The 17,203-nt window shown below is 67.0% G+C and carries 12 protein-coding genes and 1 tRNA gene; 7 read left to right on the forward strand and 6 right to left on the reverse strand.

The features are described 5' to 3' along the window. Together GTK09_RS11225 and GTK09_RS11230 are read left to right on the forward strand one after the other, a co-directional pair. Positions 1–1,033 (forward strand): response regulator (locus GTK09_RS11225; protein WP_163463267.1); only part of this gene is annotated, 1,033 nt, incomplete at its 5' end. 330 nt (positions 1,034–1,363) lie between these two features. Then, a complete protein-coding gene (locus GTK09_RS11230) occupies positions 1,364–2,503 on the forward strand; it encodes an FAD-dependent monooxygenase (RefSeq protein WP_203560988.1) in 1,140 nt (379 codons plus the stop codon). Between the two features lie 409 nt (positions 2,504–2,912). Here the strand turns inward: GTK09_RS11230 and GTK09_RS28140 are convergent, their stop codons facing one another. Together GTK09_RS28140 and GTK09_RS11235 are read right to left on the reverse strand one after the other, a co-directional pair. Beyond that, a complete protein-coding gene (locus GTK09_RS28140; protein WP_376767995.1) occupies positions 2,913–3,101 on the reverse strand; it encodes a DUF6538 domain-containing protein in 189 nt (62 codons plus the stop codon). Between the two features lie 105 nt (positions 3,102–3,206). Next, positions 3,207–3,280: transfer RNA gene (locus GTK09_RS11235), tRNA-Gln, on the reverse strand. 338 nt (positions 3,281–3,618) lie between these two features. On the opposite strand from GTK09_RS11235, the gene GTK09_RS11240 reads away from it, so the two are divergent. From GTK09_RS11240 to pdeM, 4 genes are all read left to right on the forward strand, one after another. Further along, positions 3,619–4,536, forward strand: a complete 918-nt coding sequence (locus tag GTK09_RS11240; RefSeq protein WP_246217853.1) for a DMT family transporter — start codon at positions 3,619–3,621, stop codon at positions 4,534–4,536. Positions 4,537–4,603: 67 nt separating this feature from the next. Next, positions 4,604–7,159, forward strand: coding sequence for a ligase-associated DNA damage response DEXH box helicase (locus tag GTK09_RS11245; RefSeq protein ID WP_312869796.1), 2,556 nt, complete (start codon positions 4,604–4,606; stop codon positions 7,157–7,159). A gap of 73 nt (positions 7,160–7,232) precedes the next feature. Next, entirely contained in the window at positions 7,233–8,867 is a 1,635-nt protein-coding gene (locus tag GTK09_RS11250; RefSeq protein ID WP_163463268.1) for an alpha-amylase family protein, read from the forward strand. Between the two features lie 210 nt (positions 8,868–9,077). Then, a complete protein-coding gene (gene pdeM, locus GTK09_RS11255; RefSeq protein WP_163463448.1) occupies positions 9,078–9,791 on the forward strand; it encodes a ligase-associated DNA damage response endonuclease PdeM in 714 nt (237 codons plus the stop codon). Between the two features lie 31 nt (positions 9,792–9,822). Here pdeM and GTK09_RS11260 read toward each other — a convergent pair whose 3' ends face one another. From GTK09_RS11260 to GTK09_RS11275, 4 genes are all read right to left on the reverse strand, one after another. After that, positions 9,823–10,347 (reverse strand): DUF3429 domain-containing protein, encoded by a 525-nt coding sequence (locus GTK09_RS11260; protein WP_163463269.1) that lies wholly within the window; start codon positions 10,345–10,347, stop codon positions 9,823–9,825. 59 nt (positions 10,348–10,406) lie between these two features. Further along, the gene (locus tag GTK09_RS11265) at positions 10,407–11,336 is read right to left on the reverse strand and encodes a TIGR02186 family protein (protein ID WP_163463270.1); all 930 of its coding nucleotides are present in this window, start codon (positions 11,334–11,336) and stop codon (positions 10,407–10,409) included. Further along, positions 11,333–12,262, reverse strand: coding sequence for a sulfite exporter TauE/SafE family protein (locus GTK09_RS11270; RefSeq protein ID WP_163463271.1), 930 nt, complete (start codon positions 12,260–12,262; stop codon positions 11,333–11,335). Before GTK09_RS11270 ends, GTK09_RS11265 begins: the two co-directional genes overlap by 4 nt. Before the next feature lie 127 nt (positions 12,263–12,389). Continuing rightward, on the reverse strand, positions 12,390–16,295 hold the full coding sequence (locus GTK09_RS11275) for a peptidoglycan-binding protein (RefSeq protein ID WP_163463272.1): 3,906 nt from the start codon (positions 16,293–16,295) through the stop codon (positions 12,390–12,392). A gap of 251 nt (positions 16,296–16,546) precedes the next feature. On the opposite strand from GTK09_RS11275, the gene GTK09_RS11280 reads away from it, so the two are divergent. Then, on the forward strand, positions 16,547–17,074 hold the full coding sequence (locus GTK09_RS11280) for a MerR family transcriptional regulator (RefSeq protein WP_246217854.1): 528 nt from the start codon (positions 16,547–16,549) through the stop codon (positions 17,072–17,074). The last annotated feature ends 129 nt before the right edge of the window (positions 17,075–17,203 follow it).

Here is a 17,203-nt window from a genome sequence, read left to right on the forward strand (position 1 = left end):
GCAACGGATGCTGTCGTTCTCACGGCGGCAGGACCTGCGCCCCATCGCCGTCAATCTTCCGGAACTCGTTCATGGCATGGCCGATCTCTTGCAGCGCTCCATCGGGCCCCACGTGCAGATCGAGACCAAATTCCCGATCGGTCTTCCGCTCGTGAAGGCGGATGCCAATCAGCTCGAACTGGCTCTGGTCAATCTTGCCGTCAACGCCCGCGACGCTTTGCCGGAGGGCGGTACGATCACGATCTCGACCAAAGGCCTCAGCAAAGTGGCCGCCGATGCGGATCTTGCCGCCGGGGACTATGTCTGCCTCACCGTCACCGACACGGGCCACGGCATGGATGCAGCGACGCTGGCCGCGGCGACGCAGCCGTTCTTCACCACCAAAGGCGTCGGCAAGGGCACCGGTCTCGGCCTCTCCATGGTCCATGGCTTCGCCGGACAGTCCGGCGGCCAATTCGTGCTTTCGAGTACGGTCGGTGTCGGGACAACTGCCGAGATCTGGCTCCCGGTCGCGACCGCTTTGCCCATGGCGGATGAGGCTTCGGCTGCCTCTCCACAAGAGACGCAGCCAACGCCGGTCCGTCCTCTCACCATTCTTGCCGTCGATGACGATGCCATCGTTCTAATGGGCACCGTCGCCATGCTCGAAGATCTAGGCCACAGGGTCGTCGAAGCCACTTCCGGCAAGAAGGCTCTTGAGACACTCCGGCAAACGACCGTGGATCTCGTCATCACCGACCACGCTATGCCGATGATGACGGGTCTGCAGCTCATCGCCGCCATACGGCAGGACTACCCGGATCTGCCGGTGCTGCTTGCCACTGGTTACGTTGAATTGCCTGCGGGCGCAGATCAAAGCCTTCCACGTTTGTCGAAGCCGTTCTCCCTGGATGAACTTACTGACGCGATAAACGCGGTCCTGTCGGTGTCACGCGCCGACAACGTGACGTTCCTGCGCCAAAGAATGCGGCAGGCAACGCGCGCACCGACATCGCCGGGAGTTGGTCCTTCGCCCGATCACGCAGGAGGTTGATCGAGGCGCCGCTCGTGCTCGTCAGTGCCGGTGTCGGGGCGACGGCGGTGCTGCCGATGCTGCACCAGAGCTTGTCGCAAACCCAGCAACGGCCAGTCTGGTTCGTGCATGGCGCCCGAGCGCCTCGCCCCTCTTGCCGCAATCACCGCCCACGACGGTTTCTCCAACGCCAGCCCGGCCGAACAGGCGGCGGCCGGGATCGAACCGCCGGGTGCGCCGGCTGACCTTTGCGAATGAGCCGCTTGCGCCATCCGGCCTAATCTCACCGCAGCCGGGACATGCAAGGGAGCTGGGAGGTCGCCTCGCACAGCGTATCGAAGGAAAGAGAACTTGAGTGAAATCTACGACGTCCTCATCGCCGGAGCAGGTATCTCCGGGCTTGCCCTGGCCCGCGCATTGTACAGGCTCGGCATCAACGCGCTCGTCCTCGAACAACTTACAAACGACGGGGACGCAGGTCTTGCGATCAACCTCCCCGGCAACGCCATCGCTGCCCTGGCACAGCTCGGCCGTGGAGACGCGATCGGATCTTACGGACGGCCGGTCGAGCGCCGGGAGTATCGATCGGCCAGGGACCGTCTGCTCTTTGCCGTCGACGAGAAGCAATTCTGGGGCGATGCGATCACGCCACGATGTGTACGCCGCGGCGACCTGACGGCCCTGTTGGCCTCCGAATTCCCCACCGAGAGAGTGAGGCGGGGCGTCAAGATTGTCGCCGTCGAAGGAGAGATGGGCGATATCGCAGTTCGCACCAAGGACGGAGCCGAATTTCGCGGCAAGGTCTTGGTGGGTGCCGATGGCGTCCACTCGACCGTCAGGGGGCTGCGGTTCGAATCCGGTTCGCCGGCCTCGGCTCGTCTTGCTTCGGCGAGCTGGCGGTTCATGGCGCCCAACCCCGACGTTGACGCCTGGACGGTATGGGCGGACGCGCATGCGACGGCGCTCCTGATCCCGGTCGGTCCGGACGAAGTGTACGGCTGGGCGGCAGCAACCGGAAAGCAGCATCCGCGAACCGATCTGTCCGACCTCAGACACCTTTTGGACAGCTTCCCGGACGCCGTGCGCACATCCGTCGATTGGGCGCTCTCCGAGGAGGGCCGTATGCACTATTCGCCACTCGAAGAGGTTCGGCTCCCGAAGTGGAGCCGCAACGGGTCGATCCTCATCGGTGACGCCGCCCATGCCACAGCGCCGGTCTGGGCGCAGGGGGCGGCTCTTGGCATGGAAGATGCCATCGTCCTTGCGGGCCTTCTCGCATCACGTCCAGATTGGAGCGACGTCGGTGAACACTTCGAGCGCCTGCGCCGTGACCGCGTCGAGCATGTCCAGACGATGACGGATCGCATGGCGAAGGCCGCCCGCCTGCCTGTTGCCCTCCGACAGGTCCTGATGCCTTTCCTGGGGCCGCGCAGCTATCGGGCCACTTTCGAGCCGCTGAAGAAACCTGTTGCCGATATGCTGACAGTATAGTCCCGGCAGGAGAGCTTTCGGCGCGAAGCCGGGCCACCGCGACGCAAGTTATGTGCAAAGCTCGCCGCCACCCTCGGCGCGCGGTGCGGAATGTCTATCGGCGTTCCGATTCAGCGATACTGATCGAGAGGATCGGCCAAGATGGTCCTGCCTTCTGCGGTCGCGCGGCGCTTTCGGCTCCACCACCGAGGGCGCTGACCCGTTTCACGCTCTGCCCGTTCCAGCCCTGGCCCCGCATCGCTCCGGCAATGCAATGACGGCTGATCATTCTTCGTAGGAGCAGCGAGGCATGGGGCGGACTCCTGGAGGCACGTCATTTGGGTTCCCTGATTGGCTTGGTACGTGACGGGCTTCGGCGCAGAGCCATGCATCGAGTGCAGCGCCGGAGCTCGTCGCGTTCGGAACTGGATTAAGCCGAGGTGGCAATGTCAGGAGCCAAACCAACCGCACGCGCTCGTACGACCGCCGTCCGACGCGCGCCCGTATGCAGCGAACGCACGATTTCGGAGCAACCGAATCGCTCGACGAGATTATACGGAATCTTCCGGCGAAAATGGAATCGGGAGCCCTTCAGGCGAAGGTTCGCCGCATATGCCATGGCATGCACTCTTGACCGGAGTGGACCAGCCCGGTGGACCCGCTGGGAGTCCGACGGACGATCGCCTGATCAAAACGCTGCAAAATCAGAGGCTTGGGAAATTTTTGGCTGGGGAACCTGGATTCGAACCAGGACTAACGGAGTCAGAGTCCGTGGGTCTACCGTTAACCTATTCCCCAACTGGCGCCCAGGGCGCCGTGTCCAGAGGTGCGTCCGACACCGGACCCCTCAGGCCGATAACGGATGATGCTGACGCCGGACTTGCCGCGCGGCTCTGACTGCCGCCGACCGGGCGTCATATAACGGGGTCACGCGGCGATGTGAACCCTTCGCGGTGGTTTTTTTGGGGATGCCGCGCCGCGTGCTGGAGATGCGCCGCCGGCCGCAGCGGGGTCATCAGGCCGCACGCGGTGGCGGAAGGGTCGTGGCGCATGCTCCGACGTGGCGCCGGCGATTGACCACATGGGTCTCTCCGGCTTCAATCTCGGTCGGAGGCGGACGAGGGAGCGGCCCGATCTTGCGCAGCTTGTGGCCGACGATCCTCGCGATGATCGCCTTTGCCGGCAATTCCCTTCTGGCGCGGCTGGCGCTGGCCGACGGCGCCGTCGATGCGGCGGGCTTCACGGCACTGCGGCTCCTCTCCGGTGCGGCGGTGCTGGCCGTCATCGTCTTTGCGCCTCGTCTCGCCGCGCAATCGCCGCGGGGCCGGCGAGGCAGCGATGCAGCGGTGGCGAGCGCTCCTCCGGCAAGACTCGAGGGCAGCCTGGTCGCGACGCTGGCGCTTTCCGCCTACGCGCTGTTCTTCTCCCTCGCCTATCTCAGGCTCGGCGCCGCGGTCGGCGCGCTGATTCTCTTCGCCTCCGTCCAGGCGACGATGATCGCCGTTGGTGTTGCCCGCGGCGAACGCCCGAGCCCGCGCGAAGCGGCGGGCCTGGCGCTGGCCTTCGGCGCCTTCGTCTGGTGGCTCGCGCCGGGGCTGACGCGGCCGGATCCGCTGGGGCTGTCGATGATGGTCGCGTCCGGCATCGCCTGGGGCGTCTATTCGCTTAAAGGTCGCGGCGCCCGCGATCCCGTGGCGGCGACGGCCGGCAACTTCATCTATGCCGTCCCCCTCGCTCTGCCGCTGCTGGCCGCCTCCATTCTCGCCGCGCGGGGACCTGCCGGCTCCCTCTTCGGTGGTGTGATCACCCTCGAAGGTGCCCTCATCGCCTGCCTCTCCGGCGCCGTCACCTCGGCTCTCGGCTACATCTTGTGGTACCGGGCGCTGGCGGGCTTGACAGCGCTCGCCGCGGCGATCGTCCAGCTCTCGGTGCCGGTGATCGCCGCCGTCGGCGCGGTGCTGTTCCTGGGCGAGCCGCTGACGGCCCGCTTCGCCGTCGCCGGCAGCCTCGTCATCCTCGGCATCGGCTTTGCTTTAGTGTCGAAGCGGCGGTGACCGTCATCCTCCGATTTCGGCGAGCGCCGCGCTGGCGCATCGCCGGCGCCGCTCCTACTTCATCCCCGTGACCGCTCATCCCTCCCCTTTTGCGCTCGGCCTCATTGCGCCCGACAGCGCCCCCATCCACCTGCCGGAGCCATTCCTCCGGTGGTTCGCGCAGCATGGCTGGGCGCCGCGGCCGCATCAGCTGGAGCTGCTGTCGAAGGCGGAGACCGGCGCTTCGGTGCTGTTGATCGCGCCGACCGGGGCGGGCAAGACGCTGGCGGGGTTCCTGCCGGCGCTGGTCGATCTGTCGCGGCGAAGGCGCCGCAAGCCCGGCGAGCGGCCGCGGGGGGTGCACACGCTCTACATCTCGCCGCTGAAGGCGCTGGCGACGGACATCGCCCGCAATCTGGAGCGCCCGGTCGAGGAGATCGGGCTTGCCGTCACGATGGAGACCCGCACCGGCGACACGTCGCAGGTCCGCCGGCAGCGCCAGAAGCTGAAGCCGCCGGACATCCTGCTCACCACCCCCGAGCAGCTGGCGCTGCTGATCGCCGGCAAGGACGCGGCGGACTTCTTTTCCGACCTTCGCTACGTCGTCTTCGACGAATTGCATTCGCTCGTCACGTCGAAGCGCGGGCATCTCCTGGCGCTCGGCCTGGCGCGGCTGCGCAAGCTCAGGCCGGAGCTCCAGACAATAGGCCTGTCGGCGACGGTCTCCGAGCCGGCGGAGCTCTGCCGCTGGCTGGTGGCGCAGACGCCTGGGGCGGCTCCGGAAGCCGATCTCATCACTGTCGAGGGCGGGGCGAAGCCCGACATCTCCATCCTCGAATCCGAGGAGCGGGTGCCCTGGCAGGGGCATACGGCGCGCTATGCGCTGCCGGAGATCTACGAGGCGATCAAGGCGCACAAGACGACGCTGCTCTTCGTCAACACCCGCAGCCAGGCGGAGCTCCTCTTCCAGGAGCTTTGGCGTATCAACGACGACACGCTGCCGATCGCGCTGCATCATGGCTCGCTCGACGTCGGGCAGCGGCGCAAGGTCGAGGCGGCGATGGCGCGGAACGAACTGCGCGCCGTCGTGGCCACCTCGACGCTCGATCTTGGCATCGACTGGGGCGACGTCGATCTCGTCATCCACGTGGGCGCGCCAAAAGGTGCCTCGCGGCTGGCGCAGAGGATCGGCCGGGCGAACCACCGGATGGACGAGCCGTCCAAGGCGATCCTCGTGCCGGCCAACCGCTTCGAGGTGATGGAGTGCCGGGCGGCGCTCGACGCCAACTATCTGGGGCATCAGGATACGCCGCCGCTGCGGGACGGCGCGCTCGACGTGCTGGCCCAGCACGTCCTTGGTATGGCCGTGGCGGCACCGTTCCGGACCGAAGATCTCTATGAAGAAGTCACGTCAGCGGCGCCCTATGCGAGCCTTGCCCGCGAGACCTTCGAGCGGATCGTCGAATTCGTCGCCACCGGCGGCTATGCGCTGAAGGTCTATGAGCGCTATGCCAAGATCAGGCTGACCGCGGACGGCACCTGGCGGCTCACCCATCCGCGCTTCGCGCAGCAGTACCGGATGAATGCCGGCACCATTATCGAAGCACCGATGCTGGAGATCCGGATGATCCGGCGCCGCACGGCCTCGGCGATTGCCCGCGGCGGCCGGGCGCTCGGCAAGATCGAGGAGGCGTTCCTGGAGACGCTCTCGCCCGGCGACACCTTTCTCTTCGCCGGCGAGGTGCTGCGCTTCGAGGGGATCCACGAGACGTCGTGCCTCGTCACCAAGGCGGCCAGCGAAGAGCCGAAGGTGCCCTATTACGGCGGCTCGAAGTTTCCGCTGACCACGTACCTCGCCAAGGAAGTGCGGGCGATGCTGGCCGACCCCGCCCGCTGGTCGGCGCTGCCGGACCAGGTGCGCGACTGGCTGTCGCTCCAGAAGCTGAAGTCGGTCATTCCGGGCCCGAACGACCTCCTGGTCGAGACCTTTCCGAACGGCCGGATGTTTCACATGGTGCTTTACCCGTTCGAAGGTCGCCTCGCCCACCAGACCCTCGGCATGCTGCTCACCCGGCGCCTCGAGCGCGCACGGGCGATGCCGCTCGGCTTCGTTGCGACGGATTATTCGATCTCGATCTGGGGCCGGCGGGACATAGGCGAGATGATCGCAGGCGGATCGCTCTCCCTCGACGCCCTCTTCGACGAGGACATGCTGGGCGACGATCTGGAAAGCTGGATGGCCGATTCATGGCTCCTGAAGCGCAGCTTCCGGCAATGCGCGGTCATTTCCGGTCTGATCGAAAAGCGCCATCCGGGCCAGGAGAAGACCGGACGGCAGGTCACCGTCTCGTCCGACCTCGTCTATGACGTCCTGCGCGCCCACGAGCCTGATCACATCCTGATGCAGGCGACCTGGGCGGATGCCGCGACCGGGCTTTTAGACGTTTCCCGCGTCTCGGATCTCCTCGCCCGCGTCAAGCACCACATCGTCCACATCGATCTCGACCAGATCTCGCCGCTGGCCGTGCCGGTGATGCTGGAAATCGGCCGCGAGAGCGTCGTCGGCGAGGCCCGCGACGCCGATCTGCGCGACGCCTCGCGGGAGGCGATGATCGCGCTGGCGATGGGTGAGCCCGGCGGCTGAGCCGCGGGACGGTCACTCGCCCTTATCGTTCAACGCCCTAGCTCCCGGGCGACCCGCCCAGGAGCCCTAAGCCATGTATAATCTCTGGTACAAGAACGCCGTCATCTACTGTCTCGACGTCGATGCCTTCATGGATTCCGACGGCGACGGCGTCGGCGACTTCCAGGGGCTGGCCGACCGGCTCGACCATATCGAGGCGCTCGGCTGCGACACGATCTGGCTGTTGCCCTTCTACCCCTCGCCGGACAAGGACAACGGCTACGACATCACCGACTACTATTCGGTCGATCCGCGGCTCGGCAATCTGGGCCATTTTGTCGAATTCGCCCAGGCCGCCAAGGATCGCGGCCTGAAGATCATGGTCGACCTCGTGGTCAACCACACTTCGATCGAGCATCCATGGTTTCAGAAAAGCCGCGAGGGCCATCCGAAATATCGCGACTGGTATCTGTGGAAGGACGAAAAACCCGCCGACGCCGAAAAGGGCGTGATCTTTCCCGGCGTGCAGGAATCCACATGGACCTACGACCGCAAGCGCCAAGCCTATTATTTCCACCGCTTCTACAAGCACCAGGCCGATCTCAACATCGCCAACCCCGCCGTGCGCGAAGAGATCGAGCGGATCATCGGCTTCTGGCTGGCGCTGGGCGTCTCGGGCTTTCGCGTCGATGCGGTGCCGTTCATCCTCGAGGATCTCCAGGGGCCGGACGACGGGCAGTCTCCCTATGGCTATCTCGGCCAGATCCGCCGGTTCCTCTCCTGGCGGCGGGCCGAGGCGATCCTGCTCGCCGAGGCGAACATCCCGATGGACCAAGCGGGCGACTATTTCGGCAATGACGACCGGTTGAACGTCGTCTTCAATTTCCCCCTGAACCAGAAGCTGTTCCTGGCGCTGGCGAGGCGCGAGGCGGTGCCGGTGCGCGACTTTTTGAAGGCACTGCCGGAGATCCCCGAGACGACGCAATGGGCGACCTTCCTGCGCAATCACGACGAGATCGATCTCGGCCGACTGGAGGATGAGGAGCGCGGGGCGGTCTTCGCCGCCTTCGGGCCGGAAAAGTCGATGCAGATCTACGATCGCGGCATCAGAAGGCGGCTCGCGGCGATGCTTGGCGGCGACGAGCGGCGGATCGCCATGGCGTTCTCCCTGATGCTGTCGCTGCCGGGAACGCCGGTGATCTGGTATGGCGACGAGATCGGCATGGGCGACAATCTCGACCTGCCCGAGCGCAACGCGGTCCGCACGCCGATGCAGTGGTCCGACAAGCGCTCGGGTGGTTTCTCCTCCGCCAGGCCGGAAGACTGCGTCCGCACCCCCGTGACGGATGGGCCGTTCGGCTATGCCCACGTCAATGCCGACGCGCAGCGGATCGACCCGACCTCGCTGTTTGCAACGGTGCAGCGGCTGATCCGGGCGCGGCGCAGTTGCCCGGAGATCGGCTGGAGCCGAGCCGAAGTGCTCGACATCGACGGGCCGTCGGTCATCGCCCTGCGCTATTCCTGGCGCGGCAACCGGCTGGTGACGCTGCACAACCTGTCCGACGAGCCGCAAACCGTGGAAATCACACCGCTGATCGAGGGTTGCGAAGTCCGCCCGGTGCTGCGGGCTGGCATCGACATCGACCGGACGGGCGACGGGCTGACGCTGCGGCTCGGGGCCTATGGGTACGAGTGGCTGCGACTGGAGGCGCCGGCCGATCCGGAATGATCGCCATCATCGCCGCGCCGGGACCCCGGCTCGGGCCAGGATGACGAAGCGGTGACGTTGCAGCCCCACGCCTACGCTCTGTCCCATGCCGGCGAGGTCTGTCTCTGCGCCCTCCTGCCGCAGCGAAGTCGCGCGCCCACCCTTGCCATCCGCCCGTCATCTCGGCCAAATGGGAACGAAACGCGAATCAAGCAGCGAGACATGCGGGCGATGAATGCTTTGGCGCGGCGGCGATCGCAGGGCGAATGCGCGGCGCTGGAAATCGCGCTGGCGGGGGAGCGGGTGGCCTGCGATCCGTCCGGCGTCCTTTACCTGCCGGCCGAAGACTGCCTCGTCGTCTCCGACCTGCATCTGGAAAAAGGCGCAGCCTTTGCCCGGCGCGGCATGTTCCTGCCGCCCTACGACACGGCGGCGACGCTTTCGCTGCTTGCCCTTTGCCTCGATCGCTATTCCCCTGCCCGCGTCGTCTGCCTCGGCGATTCCTTCCATGATCGCAAGGGCGCGGCGCTGATGCCGGCCAGCGAGCGCGACACGCTGGCAGGCCTCATGCGCGGGCGTGACTGGGTCTGGATCGCCGGCAATCACGATCCCGAGCCGCCGCAGGGCATCGGCGGCGAGACGCTTCTGGAAATGACGATCGGCGCCCTCGCCTTCCGCCACGAGCCCAGCGCCGGGCTTCGCCGCGGCGAGGTTTCGGGCCATCTCCACCCGGTGGCGCGGCTTGCCGGCCGCGGCTCACGCCGCGCCTGTTTCGCCACCGACGGCGCCCGGATGATCCTGCCTTCCTTTGGCGTCACCACCGGCGGGCTGAACGTCCTCGACCGGGCGTTTCACGGGTTGTTCGACATGCCGCGGGCGCTCGCGTGCATGATCGGTCATGCGGGCATCTATCCCGTGCGGTTTGGATCGCTCGCGAGGGGGTGATGCTGCGTCCGGCGCGCTCCGCAGTGAGCTCTCACGCCCAGGTGCAGGCGAAAGCGACGATCTGGCAGAGCGTGACGATGCCGGAGAGAACCAGCCGCAGCCGGCCGAACCAGCCCGGCAGTTCGCCGCGCCTCGCCGAGAGGACGTCCCATGCGCCGGTCGCTGCAAAGCCCAGTGCAAAACCGGCAAAGACATAGGGGCTCGGCGCGAACAGAAGCACCCAGCCGAGCAGCGACGGGACGACCGAGGCGACGAGCGTTCCGATCCCCTGATGGGCCGGGGCGAGCGAAAAGCCCCAGCGGATGCCGCCGAGAAAAGCCAGGATCGTCGCCGAATAGCCGGCGAGCGCCAGGATCAATTGCGGATAGGCGATGAAGTCCCGGCCGGCATAGGCGAGCAGGCCGGTCATGATCACGAAGGGCACGAGGCCCAGAAGCGCCAGCACCCAGGCCGATCGCCTATGGTCAGGGCGATGGTCGTTGCGCCGGCGGTTGCCGGGCGCCGGGGCGGCGTTGGGCTGTTCCAAATCGAGGTCGCCGTCGTCTGTCTTTGTCATCGGATGGAAGATAGGCGGTCGTGGCCGCGGGTCATCATCGGGCGCAGTGCGCCGACCGTTCAGTCACGCTTGAAGACCAGGCGCCCGAACCAGCCGGTGAAGATCGCGAGAAGAACGGCCGCGACGCCGTAGAGGGCGCCGTAGCGGGTCGCCATGTCGTCGATATAGCTCTCGAAGCCGGATTTGCGCACATAAAGCGGTTCAGAACTCTCACGGATGAAGACGCCACTGCGAAACAGATAGGCCCGCGCCATGTGCGTGCCCGTCGGCAGGTCGGCCGGCAGATAGAGGTCGGCGCGAAACAGCGTCGGACTGACGAACTGGACGGCGCCGACGCTCTGATTGTAGAGGCCCTTCGCCTGGCGGATGCGCTTCAGCGCCTCGGCATAGTCGTCGACGGTGACGATGTCCGCGCCCGGCGGACTTGCACCGGCGTCCTGGGCCGCCTTGGCGCGACGTTCGGCAAGGCTGACATTCACCTGGCCCTTCGCCTCTTCCGGCTTTTCCGGCGCCGGCTGGCCGAACGCTCCGGTCGTCGTCGCGCTGTCCAGCCTCAGATCGGCGATGCCGAGCGACAGGCGCTGGCGCAATTCCTGCCGCGCGATGTCGGCGAGGGGCCGGGTCGCCGCAAGGGCGTAGGAGCCCGGCACAGCGTCGAAGGTCTCCGAGCCGCGGTTGATCCACAGCCCGAAGGTTCGCTCCTTCTCACGCACCACGGCCGGGCTTCGCGGTCCGACCAGGACGACGACGATGTCGTAGCGCTGCTGCCTGAGGAGCTTCGCATCCGCATTGTCGAGCGCGCCGAAGACGACCAGCCTTGCACCGGTGAAATCGGAGCTGATCGAGATCGTGTTGGTGGACAGACCAATCTCGAAGGTTTCGATGCCCTCCTGCGCGAAACTTCCGGAAACCGTCAGTGCCAGACAGCCGGCGGCGATCGCGAGGCCTTTCAGCGTGAACGACCGGTTTCGCCGCCTCCCGCCCCTCATCCGATCTCTCCCGTCGGCAGCGTGATGGTGAACCGCTCGACCGGCGTGACGACGAGTTCGTAGCCGAGGCGCAGCCCGACGGCGAGGACCAGGAGGGCCAAAAGCGCCCGCAACTGGTCGCCGCGCAGCTTGCGCCCGGCCTGGGTGCCGAACTGCGCGCCGATGACGCCCCCGAGCATCAGGAGAAAGGCGAGGACCACGTCGACCGTGCGGTTGGTCGCGGCCTGCAGGATGGTCGTCGCGGCGGCGGTGAAGATGATCTGGAAGAGCGACGTGCCGATGACGACGCTGGTCGGCACCCTGAGGAGATAGATCATCGCCGGCACCGCGATGAAGCCGCCGCCGACGCCCATGATGCCGGCGAGAATGCCGATCAGGAAGCCGAGCAGCAGCACCGGAATGATCGACACGTAGAGCTTGGAGCGATGAAACCGCATTTTCAGCGGCAGGCCGTGCACCCAGCTGTGCTGCCCGGGCCGGCGGACTTCGCCGCTGCCCTGCGACCGGGACTTGAGGATCGACTGGACGCTCTCGACCAGCATCAGCCCGCCGATGCCGCCCAGGAAGACGACGTAGAGAAGCGAAACGACGAGATCGAGCTGGCCGAGCCGTCGAAGCAGCGTGAACAACAGGACGCCGGCCAGCGAGCCGAACAGGCCGCCGATGAGCAGCACAGTCCCCAGGCGCAGATCCACCGTGCCGCGACGATAATGGGCGAGAGCGCCCGAGAACGACGCCGCGATGACCTGGTTCGCCCCGGTCGCGACCGCCACCGCCGGCGGAATGTTGTAGAAGATCAGCAGCGGCGTGATCAGAAAGCCGCCGCCCACGCCGAACAGGCCGGAGATGAATCCGACTGCCGCGCCCATGCCGACGAGGACAAAGACGTTGAGCGAAATTTCCGCGATCGGCAGGTACAGATTCACGGGGCTCGGCCGATGGATTTTTCGAGATTCCGCAGCGCGGTGTATCCAATCGTTCTCGCCCGAAGCCCGGCGAGTGTCAAATGCCGAAACGCCCCCGTCGATCTCGTGACGTGGCGCGCAGATGGCATCAGCCGTCCTTGCGCTCCAGGAGCTTGCGGATCAGCGTTTCGTCGACCTTGCCGGTGGCCTCGATTCCGGCATCCTTCTGGAAGGCCTTGATCGCCTGGGTCGTCTTGGCGCCGATGACGCCGTCCGGCGCCCCCGGATCGTAGCCGATCTTGATCAGGATGGCCTGGATGTTCCGGATCGCCCGGGTCATGTCGATCGAGGACGTCACGGTCGATTCCGACTTCCCCATCCATTCCTGGGGGACGTCGACCGTGTTGGCCGCGTCGTTTCGCTCCAGAGGCTCGAATCCGGCGATCTGGCCATCGACGGTCTTCAACTGCGACGGCGTGAGGCCGTTCCTGATCTCGTCGCGCTTTGCCGCGGCATCGGCGTCGCCATTGGCCGCGACGATCGAGAACCACTTGTAGGACTTGGCGAGGTCCTGATCGACCCCGGCGCCGCGGGCATAGAGAATGCCGAGATTGTACTGGCTGTCCGGCATGCCGTAGCTTGCCGCCTTCTCGAACCACTGGGCGGCCTGCGCGGGATCCGACTTGCCGTCGATGCCGGTGGCGTACAGGACCGCCAGGTTGTGCATGGCGCGCACGTTGCCGCTGCCGGCGGCGGCCAGATACGCGTCGCGTGCCTTGGCGAGATCGCGGTCGACGCCGTTGCCCTTCTCGTAGAGCGTCCCGAGGCTGTATTCGGCCGGTGCGAAACCGCGCGCGGCCGCAAGCTCGAACCAGTCTACCGCCGCCTTCGGATCCGGCTCGCCGACGCGGCCCTCCATCAGCCGCAGACCGATCTCGAACAGCGCCTTCGGATCGCCCGCCTTGGCAGCGTTCGTCAGCGGCTCGGTTGCAAGGCCCTCCGGGATCGAGGGAAGATCGGCGGGCACCACCGCCTGCGGCTGGACCGACGCGATCGCGCCGGCTGCCTGCGGCTGGCTGCCGGCGGCTTCCGGCCCTGCCGGCGCAGCAGCCTCGCCCGAACCCGGCGCGGCCTGCACGGATGCCAACGCCGGCTCTGCAGCGGCGACGCTTGAGGAATTTGCGGTGTCGGCAAAGCCCGACCGGCGCGGGCCGTCATTCAGCGAGAAGCCGACCTTCGGGGCCCGGTCCGTTGCGGGCACCGAAGGTATCGCGATGCCATCGACGACCGGGGGCGCGGTGGCGGTGGTATCGTCGGCGCGTTCCAAGGGGGCGGCAACGCCCTGCGCGGCCGGGGCCATCTCGGCGGCGCGGCGCGGTGCGGGCTCGCCGGTCCGTCCGTCGTTCCGGTCGATCGCGAGGTCGTCCTGCATGGCCGGATCGGGGGAGACGGTGGCGGAAAACAGCCGCGGCGCCATCTGGCTGGCGAGAACGGCCAAGAGGATGGCGCTGACCGCCAGAAGGATCGGCTTGCGGCGGCGCCGGACCTTGGCGACGAAGCCCTCTTCGTCGGCGGTGTCGTCGTCGACCTCCGAAGCGTTGCGCATGGCGTCGGCTTCCGCCGCCGCGGCCAGTGCCGCCCGGCGGGCGGCGGCGATGAAGTCGGCCTTGCCGGTATCGTCCTCGCTGGCCCGCCCCGCCTGCTGAGCCCGCACACGCTCGATCAACGAAACGATGTCGGGCTGGCCCGAGCCGACGGCCAAGGGCCGGTTGGCGTCGCTGGCGGCGAAGGCGCCGGAATCGTCTTCAGCCTCGTCCTCGCCATCATCGGCGGCGTGGCCGGCGACGGCATGCGACGGGTCGGCGGCAAACTCCGGCTCCTGCCAATATTCGGGCCGCTCGTCCCGCGGCGCGGCCGTCTCGGCGACCCTGCCGGTGCGGCGCCTCAGCATGGCGCGAAGACCGCGCGGAGCCTCCTCGACGAACGGCGTCTCGTCGAAGGCATCCGCCACGTCGTTCTGCCGTCCGCCGACGATCTCGGCGTCGAGCCGGTCGATGCGATCGACGAGCTTCAGGAGCGTCGCGTGCATCGCCTCGTAAAACGACTGGCTCTGCTCGCCGCTGGCGCGGGACATTTCCTGGAGCGCGCGCAGATCGCCGGCGAGCTGCTCGACATAGGCGCCCTGCTGCCCCTCGCCTTCCTCCATCATCCGGCGGACGGCGGCGTCGGCAGCGGCCTGCGCCGATTCCAGGATCGCCTCGCGGTTCTCCTCGATGCGGAATTCGATGGTCGCGAGGCGCTCGTCGAGTTCGGGATCGGCGAGAGCGCCGGCGCTGCCGACGTCGGCGATCCGCTCCGACAGACGAGAGATCTGCGTCTCGAGCGCCGATACGATCTCCGGATCGAGCCCCGGGGCGGCCATCGCCTCCAGCCGCTCGTGCAGGCTGGCGAGCCGCGCCTCGATCGCGCCGACGTCGTGGCCGGGCGCGACGCCGAGATTGGCGAGCGCATCGAGTTGCGTCGAGAAGGTCTCGATCCGCTCGCCGAGAGCGGCGATGGCAGGGCCGTTGGACAGGGTCTCGATCCGATCGGCGAGCTCGGCGATCCGCGCCGACATCGCCTCGACATCGGCCTCGCCGAGGCTGTCGACACGGGTCTGCAGCGACTGCAGCCGCGCCTCGACCCGCTCGACCGGCGACATGTCGACGGGCGGCGCCTTGGTAGCGGCGGCGACGATGGCCCGCGAAATCTCGTCGAGACGCTCTTCCAGCGCCTGGAAATTGGCGTCGTCGCCCTCGCGTTCGTAAGCTTTTCCCAGGGTTTCCAGCCCGTCCGACAAGGCCTGGAGGCGCGCCTCGATCGGGCCCAGCGCGAAACTGTCGGGCAGTTTACTCAGGGCCTTCTCGAGCTGCTCCATGCGGCCCGCCATAGCCTCGATGTTCTCTTCGATCGCCCGCGAGGCGAAGCGCTCCTCGAGCGAGCCCCAGCGCTCCTCCACGGCCTTGACCGATTGCTCGGAAGCCAGCGTCTCCAGCTTGTCGCGAAGGCTCGCCATCTCCGACTTCAGGAGCTCGGTGAGATCCGGCCCCTCGGACCGCTCCGGCTTGTCGAGATAGCGGGTCTCGAACTCGTCCCAGCGGCGCTCGACGGCCTTGATGTGTTCTTCGCTGGCAAGGCCGCCCAGCGACTGCCGCAGCCGCTCCAGTTCGTCCTTGATGTCCCGGCGCTCGGTGGTGGAGGCGGCATCGCGGTCGTCCATCGACTGACGGATGCCGTCCCACTTCTCGTCGGCGAGCTTGAGGCTCTCCTCGCGGGCGAGGTCCCTCACCAGCGACTTGATCGAGTCGAGTTCCGTGCGCAGCCCCTTGACGCCGTGCTCGTCGGCGCCGCTCGTCGCCATCTGCGCCAGGCCCTCGTGAACCCGGGCGATTTCGGCGTCGATCCTGTCGCTGCTGGCCCGGTCGGCGATCATCCGGCGCAGTTCGTCCACCGCCGCGCGCATGTCGTCGAAGCGCGGCTGGAAGCTCTTCGCCATGTCGGCGCGCAACTCCTCCCGCAGCCGCTCCAGCTGTTCGGTGATGCTAGGTCCGGTCGGCAACGCCGGCCGCGCCGCCAGCCGGGCGGCGGCCGCTCCCTCGGCGACCGGCAGCCGGGCCACCCGCTCGCGCCGTTCGGCAGGCCGGCTCACGCTCTCCGCCTGCGCATCCGTCCGCGTCGCGCCGGAGGCGGCCGAAGCGGGAGGCGTCCGGTTCAAGGTGCGCTGGCGCATGACGATTTCCGAGACGGCCTGGGCCAGGTCGCTGCGCGGCGACTGGCGCCCGGCACCCGCGACCTTTCGCACGTCCACCGGGCCGGACGGCGATTCGGCCGCCGGGGCCGGAAGCGGCGTCTCGGTTTCGTGTTGTCGCAGATCGGCGGCGGCACGCGCATGACTGGCGGTCAATTTCGATAGGCGGGATTCGAGCTGTTCGAGAGTCCGGCTCAGCGATTCGAGCGAGGACGTTTCGTCCGACGCCTGGCGCCTGCCTGCTTCCATCCCTCTTTGGTCGGCCATGTCCCGCACTTCCCGCTTCTTCGGGGCTTCGGGCCCTATGGCCCCCCCCTCGGCTCGCATCGCGTTTCGTCTTGCTACCGCCCGCAAAACCAGCCGCTTTCCGACCGATGCCGCCGTGACGATCCACACACGCCTTGTTAGCGATTAGACCGGCAAGCCGGTTTGAAGCTGGATTCCGTCACCCTCCGTAACAAATCTGTCTTTGAAGAGCCGCAATTCGATCCATATTCCTCTAGGTAGGGACCCGGGGCTTGCTTATCGGCAGGTGGACCCGGGTCTCGGGGCAAAAATGGAATTTCGCAATGTCTAAACCATCAGCGGTCGAAAGGCCGGAAGAAGAAGAATCCCAAGTCGACATCGACTTTCTCCTGGGCCTCGCCGGAGACCCAAACGCCGACAAGGAGACCTTCAGGATCGGCGACCTCTCCCAGGAATTCGGCGTCACCTTGAGAACGCTGCGTTTTTACGAAGACCGCGGCCTTCTGGCGCCGGCACGTCGCGGCACGACGCGCCTCTACAGCCGCCGCGACCGCGCGCGCCTCCGGCTCATCCTCCTAGCCAAGATGCTGGGTTTTTCGCTGACAGAGGCCAAGCAGCTCATCGAGCTCTATCATCAGCCGAACGGCAAGCAGAAGCAGCTGGAAGTTTCTCTCGAACGGTTTGAAGAACAGCGGCACATTCTGCTCGAGCAAAAGCGGGAGATCGAGGAGTCCATCGCGGCAATGGACAAGACGATCGACTTCGCACGCAGCCGTTTGCAGCAGCAAGCCGCCGAGTGACGCAAGCGCCACCGCGGCGCATTGCGGGGATGCGGCCAGGTTCGCATCGCGCCGGCCACCGGCCGGCGCCTCACCCGATTAGTGGACGCAGCGGGCAGCTACCGCGGCGCCGAGGGGCGGCCCTCAAAG

Origin of the sequence: Jiella pacifica (assembly GCF_010500815.1) — a bacterium.
Lineage (GTDB): Bacteria > Pseudomonadota > Alphaproteobacteria > Rhizobiales > Rhizobiaceae > Jiella > Jiella pacifica.

Excerpts from the sequence above, each read along its gene's own strand:
- GTK09_RS28140 (WP_376767995.1), bottom strand. The coding sequence starts at position 3,101 with ATGGCATATGCGGCGAACCTTCGCCTGAAGGGCTCCCGATTCCATTTT.
- GTK09_RS11250 (WP_163463268.1), top strand. The coding sequence starts at position 7,233 with ATGTATAATCTCTGGTACAAGAACGCCGTCATCTACTGTCTCGACGTC.
- pdeM (WP_163463448.1), top strand. The coding sequence starts at position 9,078 with ATGAATGCTTTGGCGCGGCGGCGATCGCAGGGCGAATGCGCGGCGCTG.
- GTK09_RS11260 (WP_163463269.1), bottom strand. The coding sequence starts at position 10,347 with ATGACAAAGACAGACGACGGCGACCTCGATTTGGAACAGCCCAACGCC.
- GTK09_RS11265 (WP_163463270.1), bottom strand. The coding sequence starts at position 11,336 with ATGAGGGGCGGGAGGCGGCGAAACCGGTCGTTCACGCTGAAAGGCCTC.
- GTK09_RS11275 (WP_163463272.1), bottom strand. The coding sequence starts at position 16,295 with ATGGCCGACCAAAGAGGGATGGAAGCAGGCAGGCGCCAGGCGTCGGAC.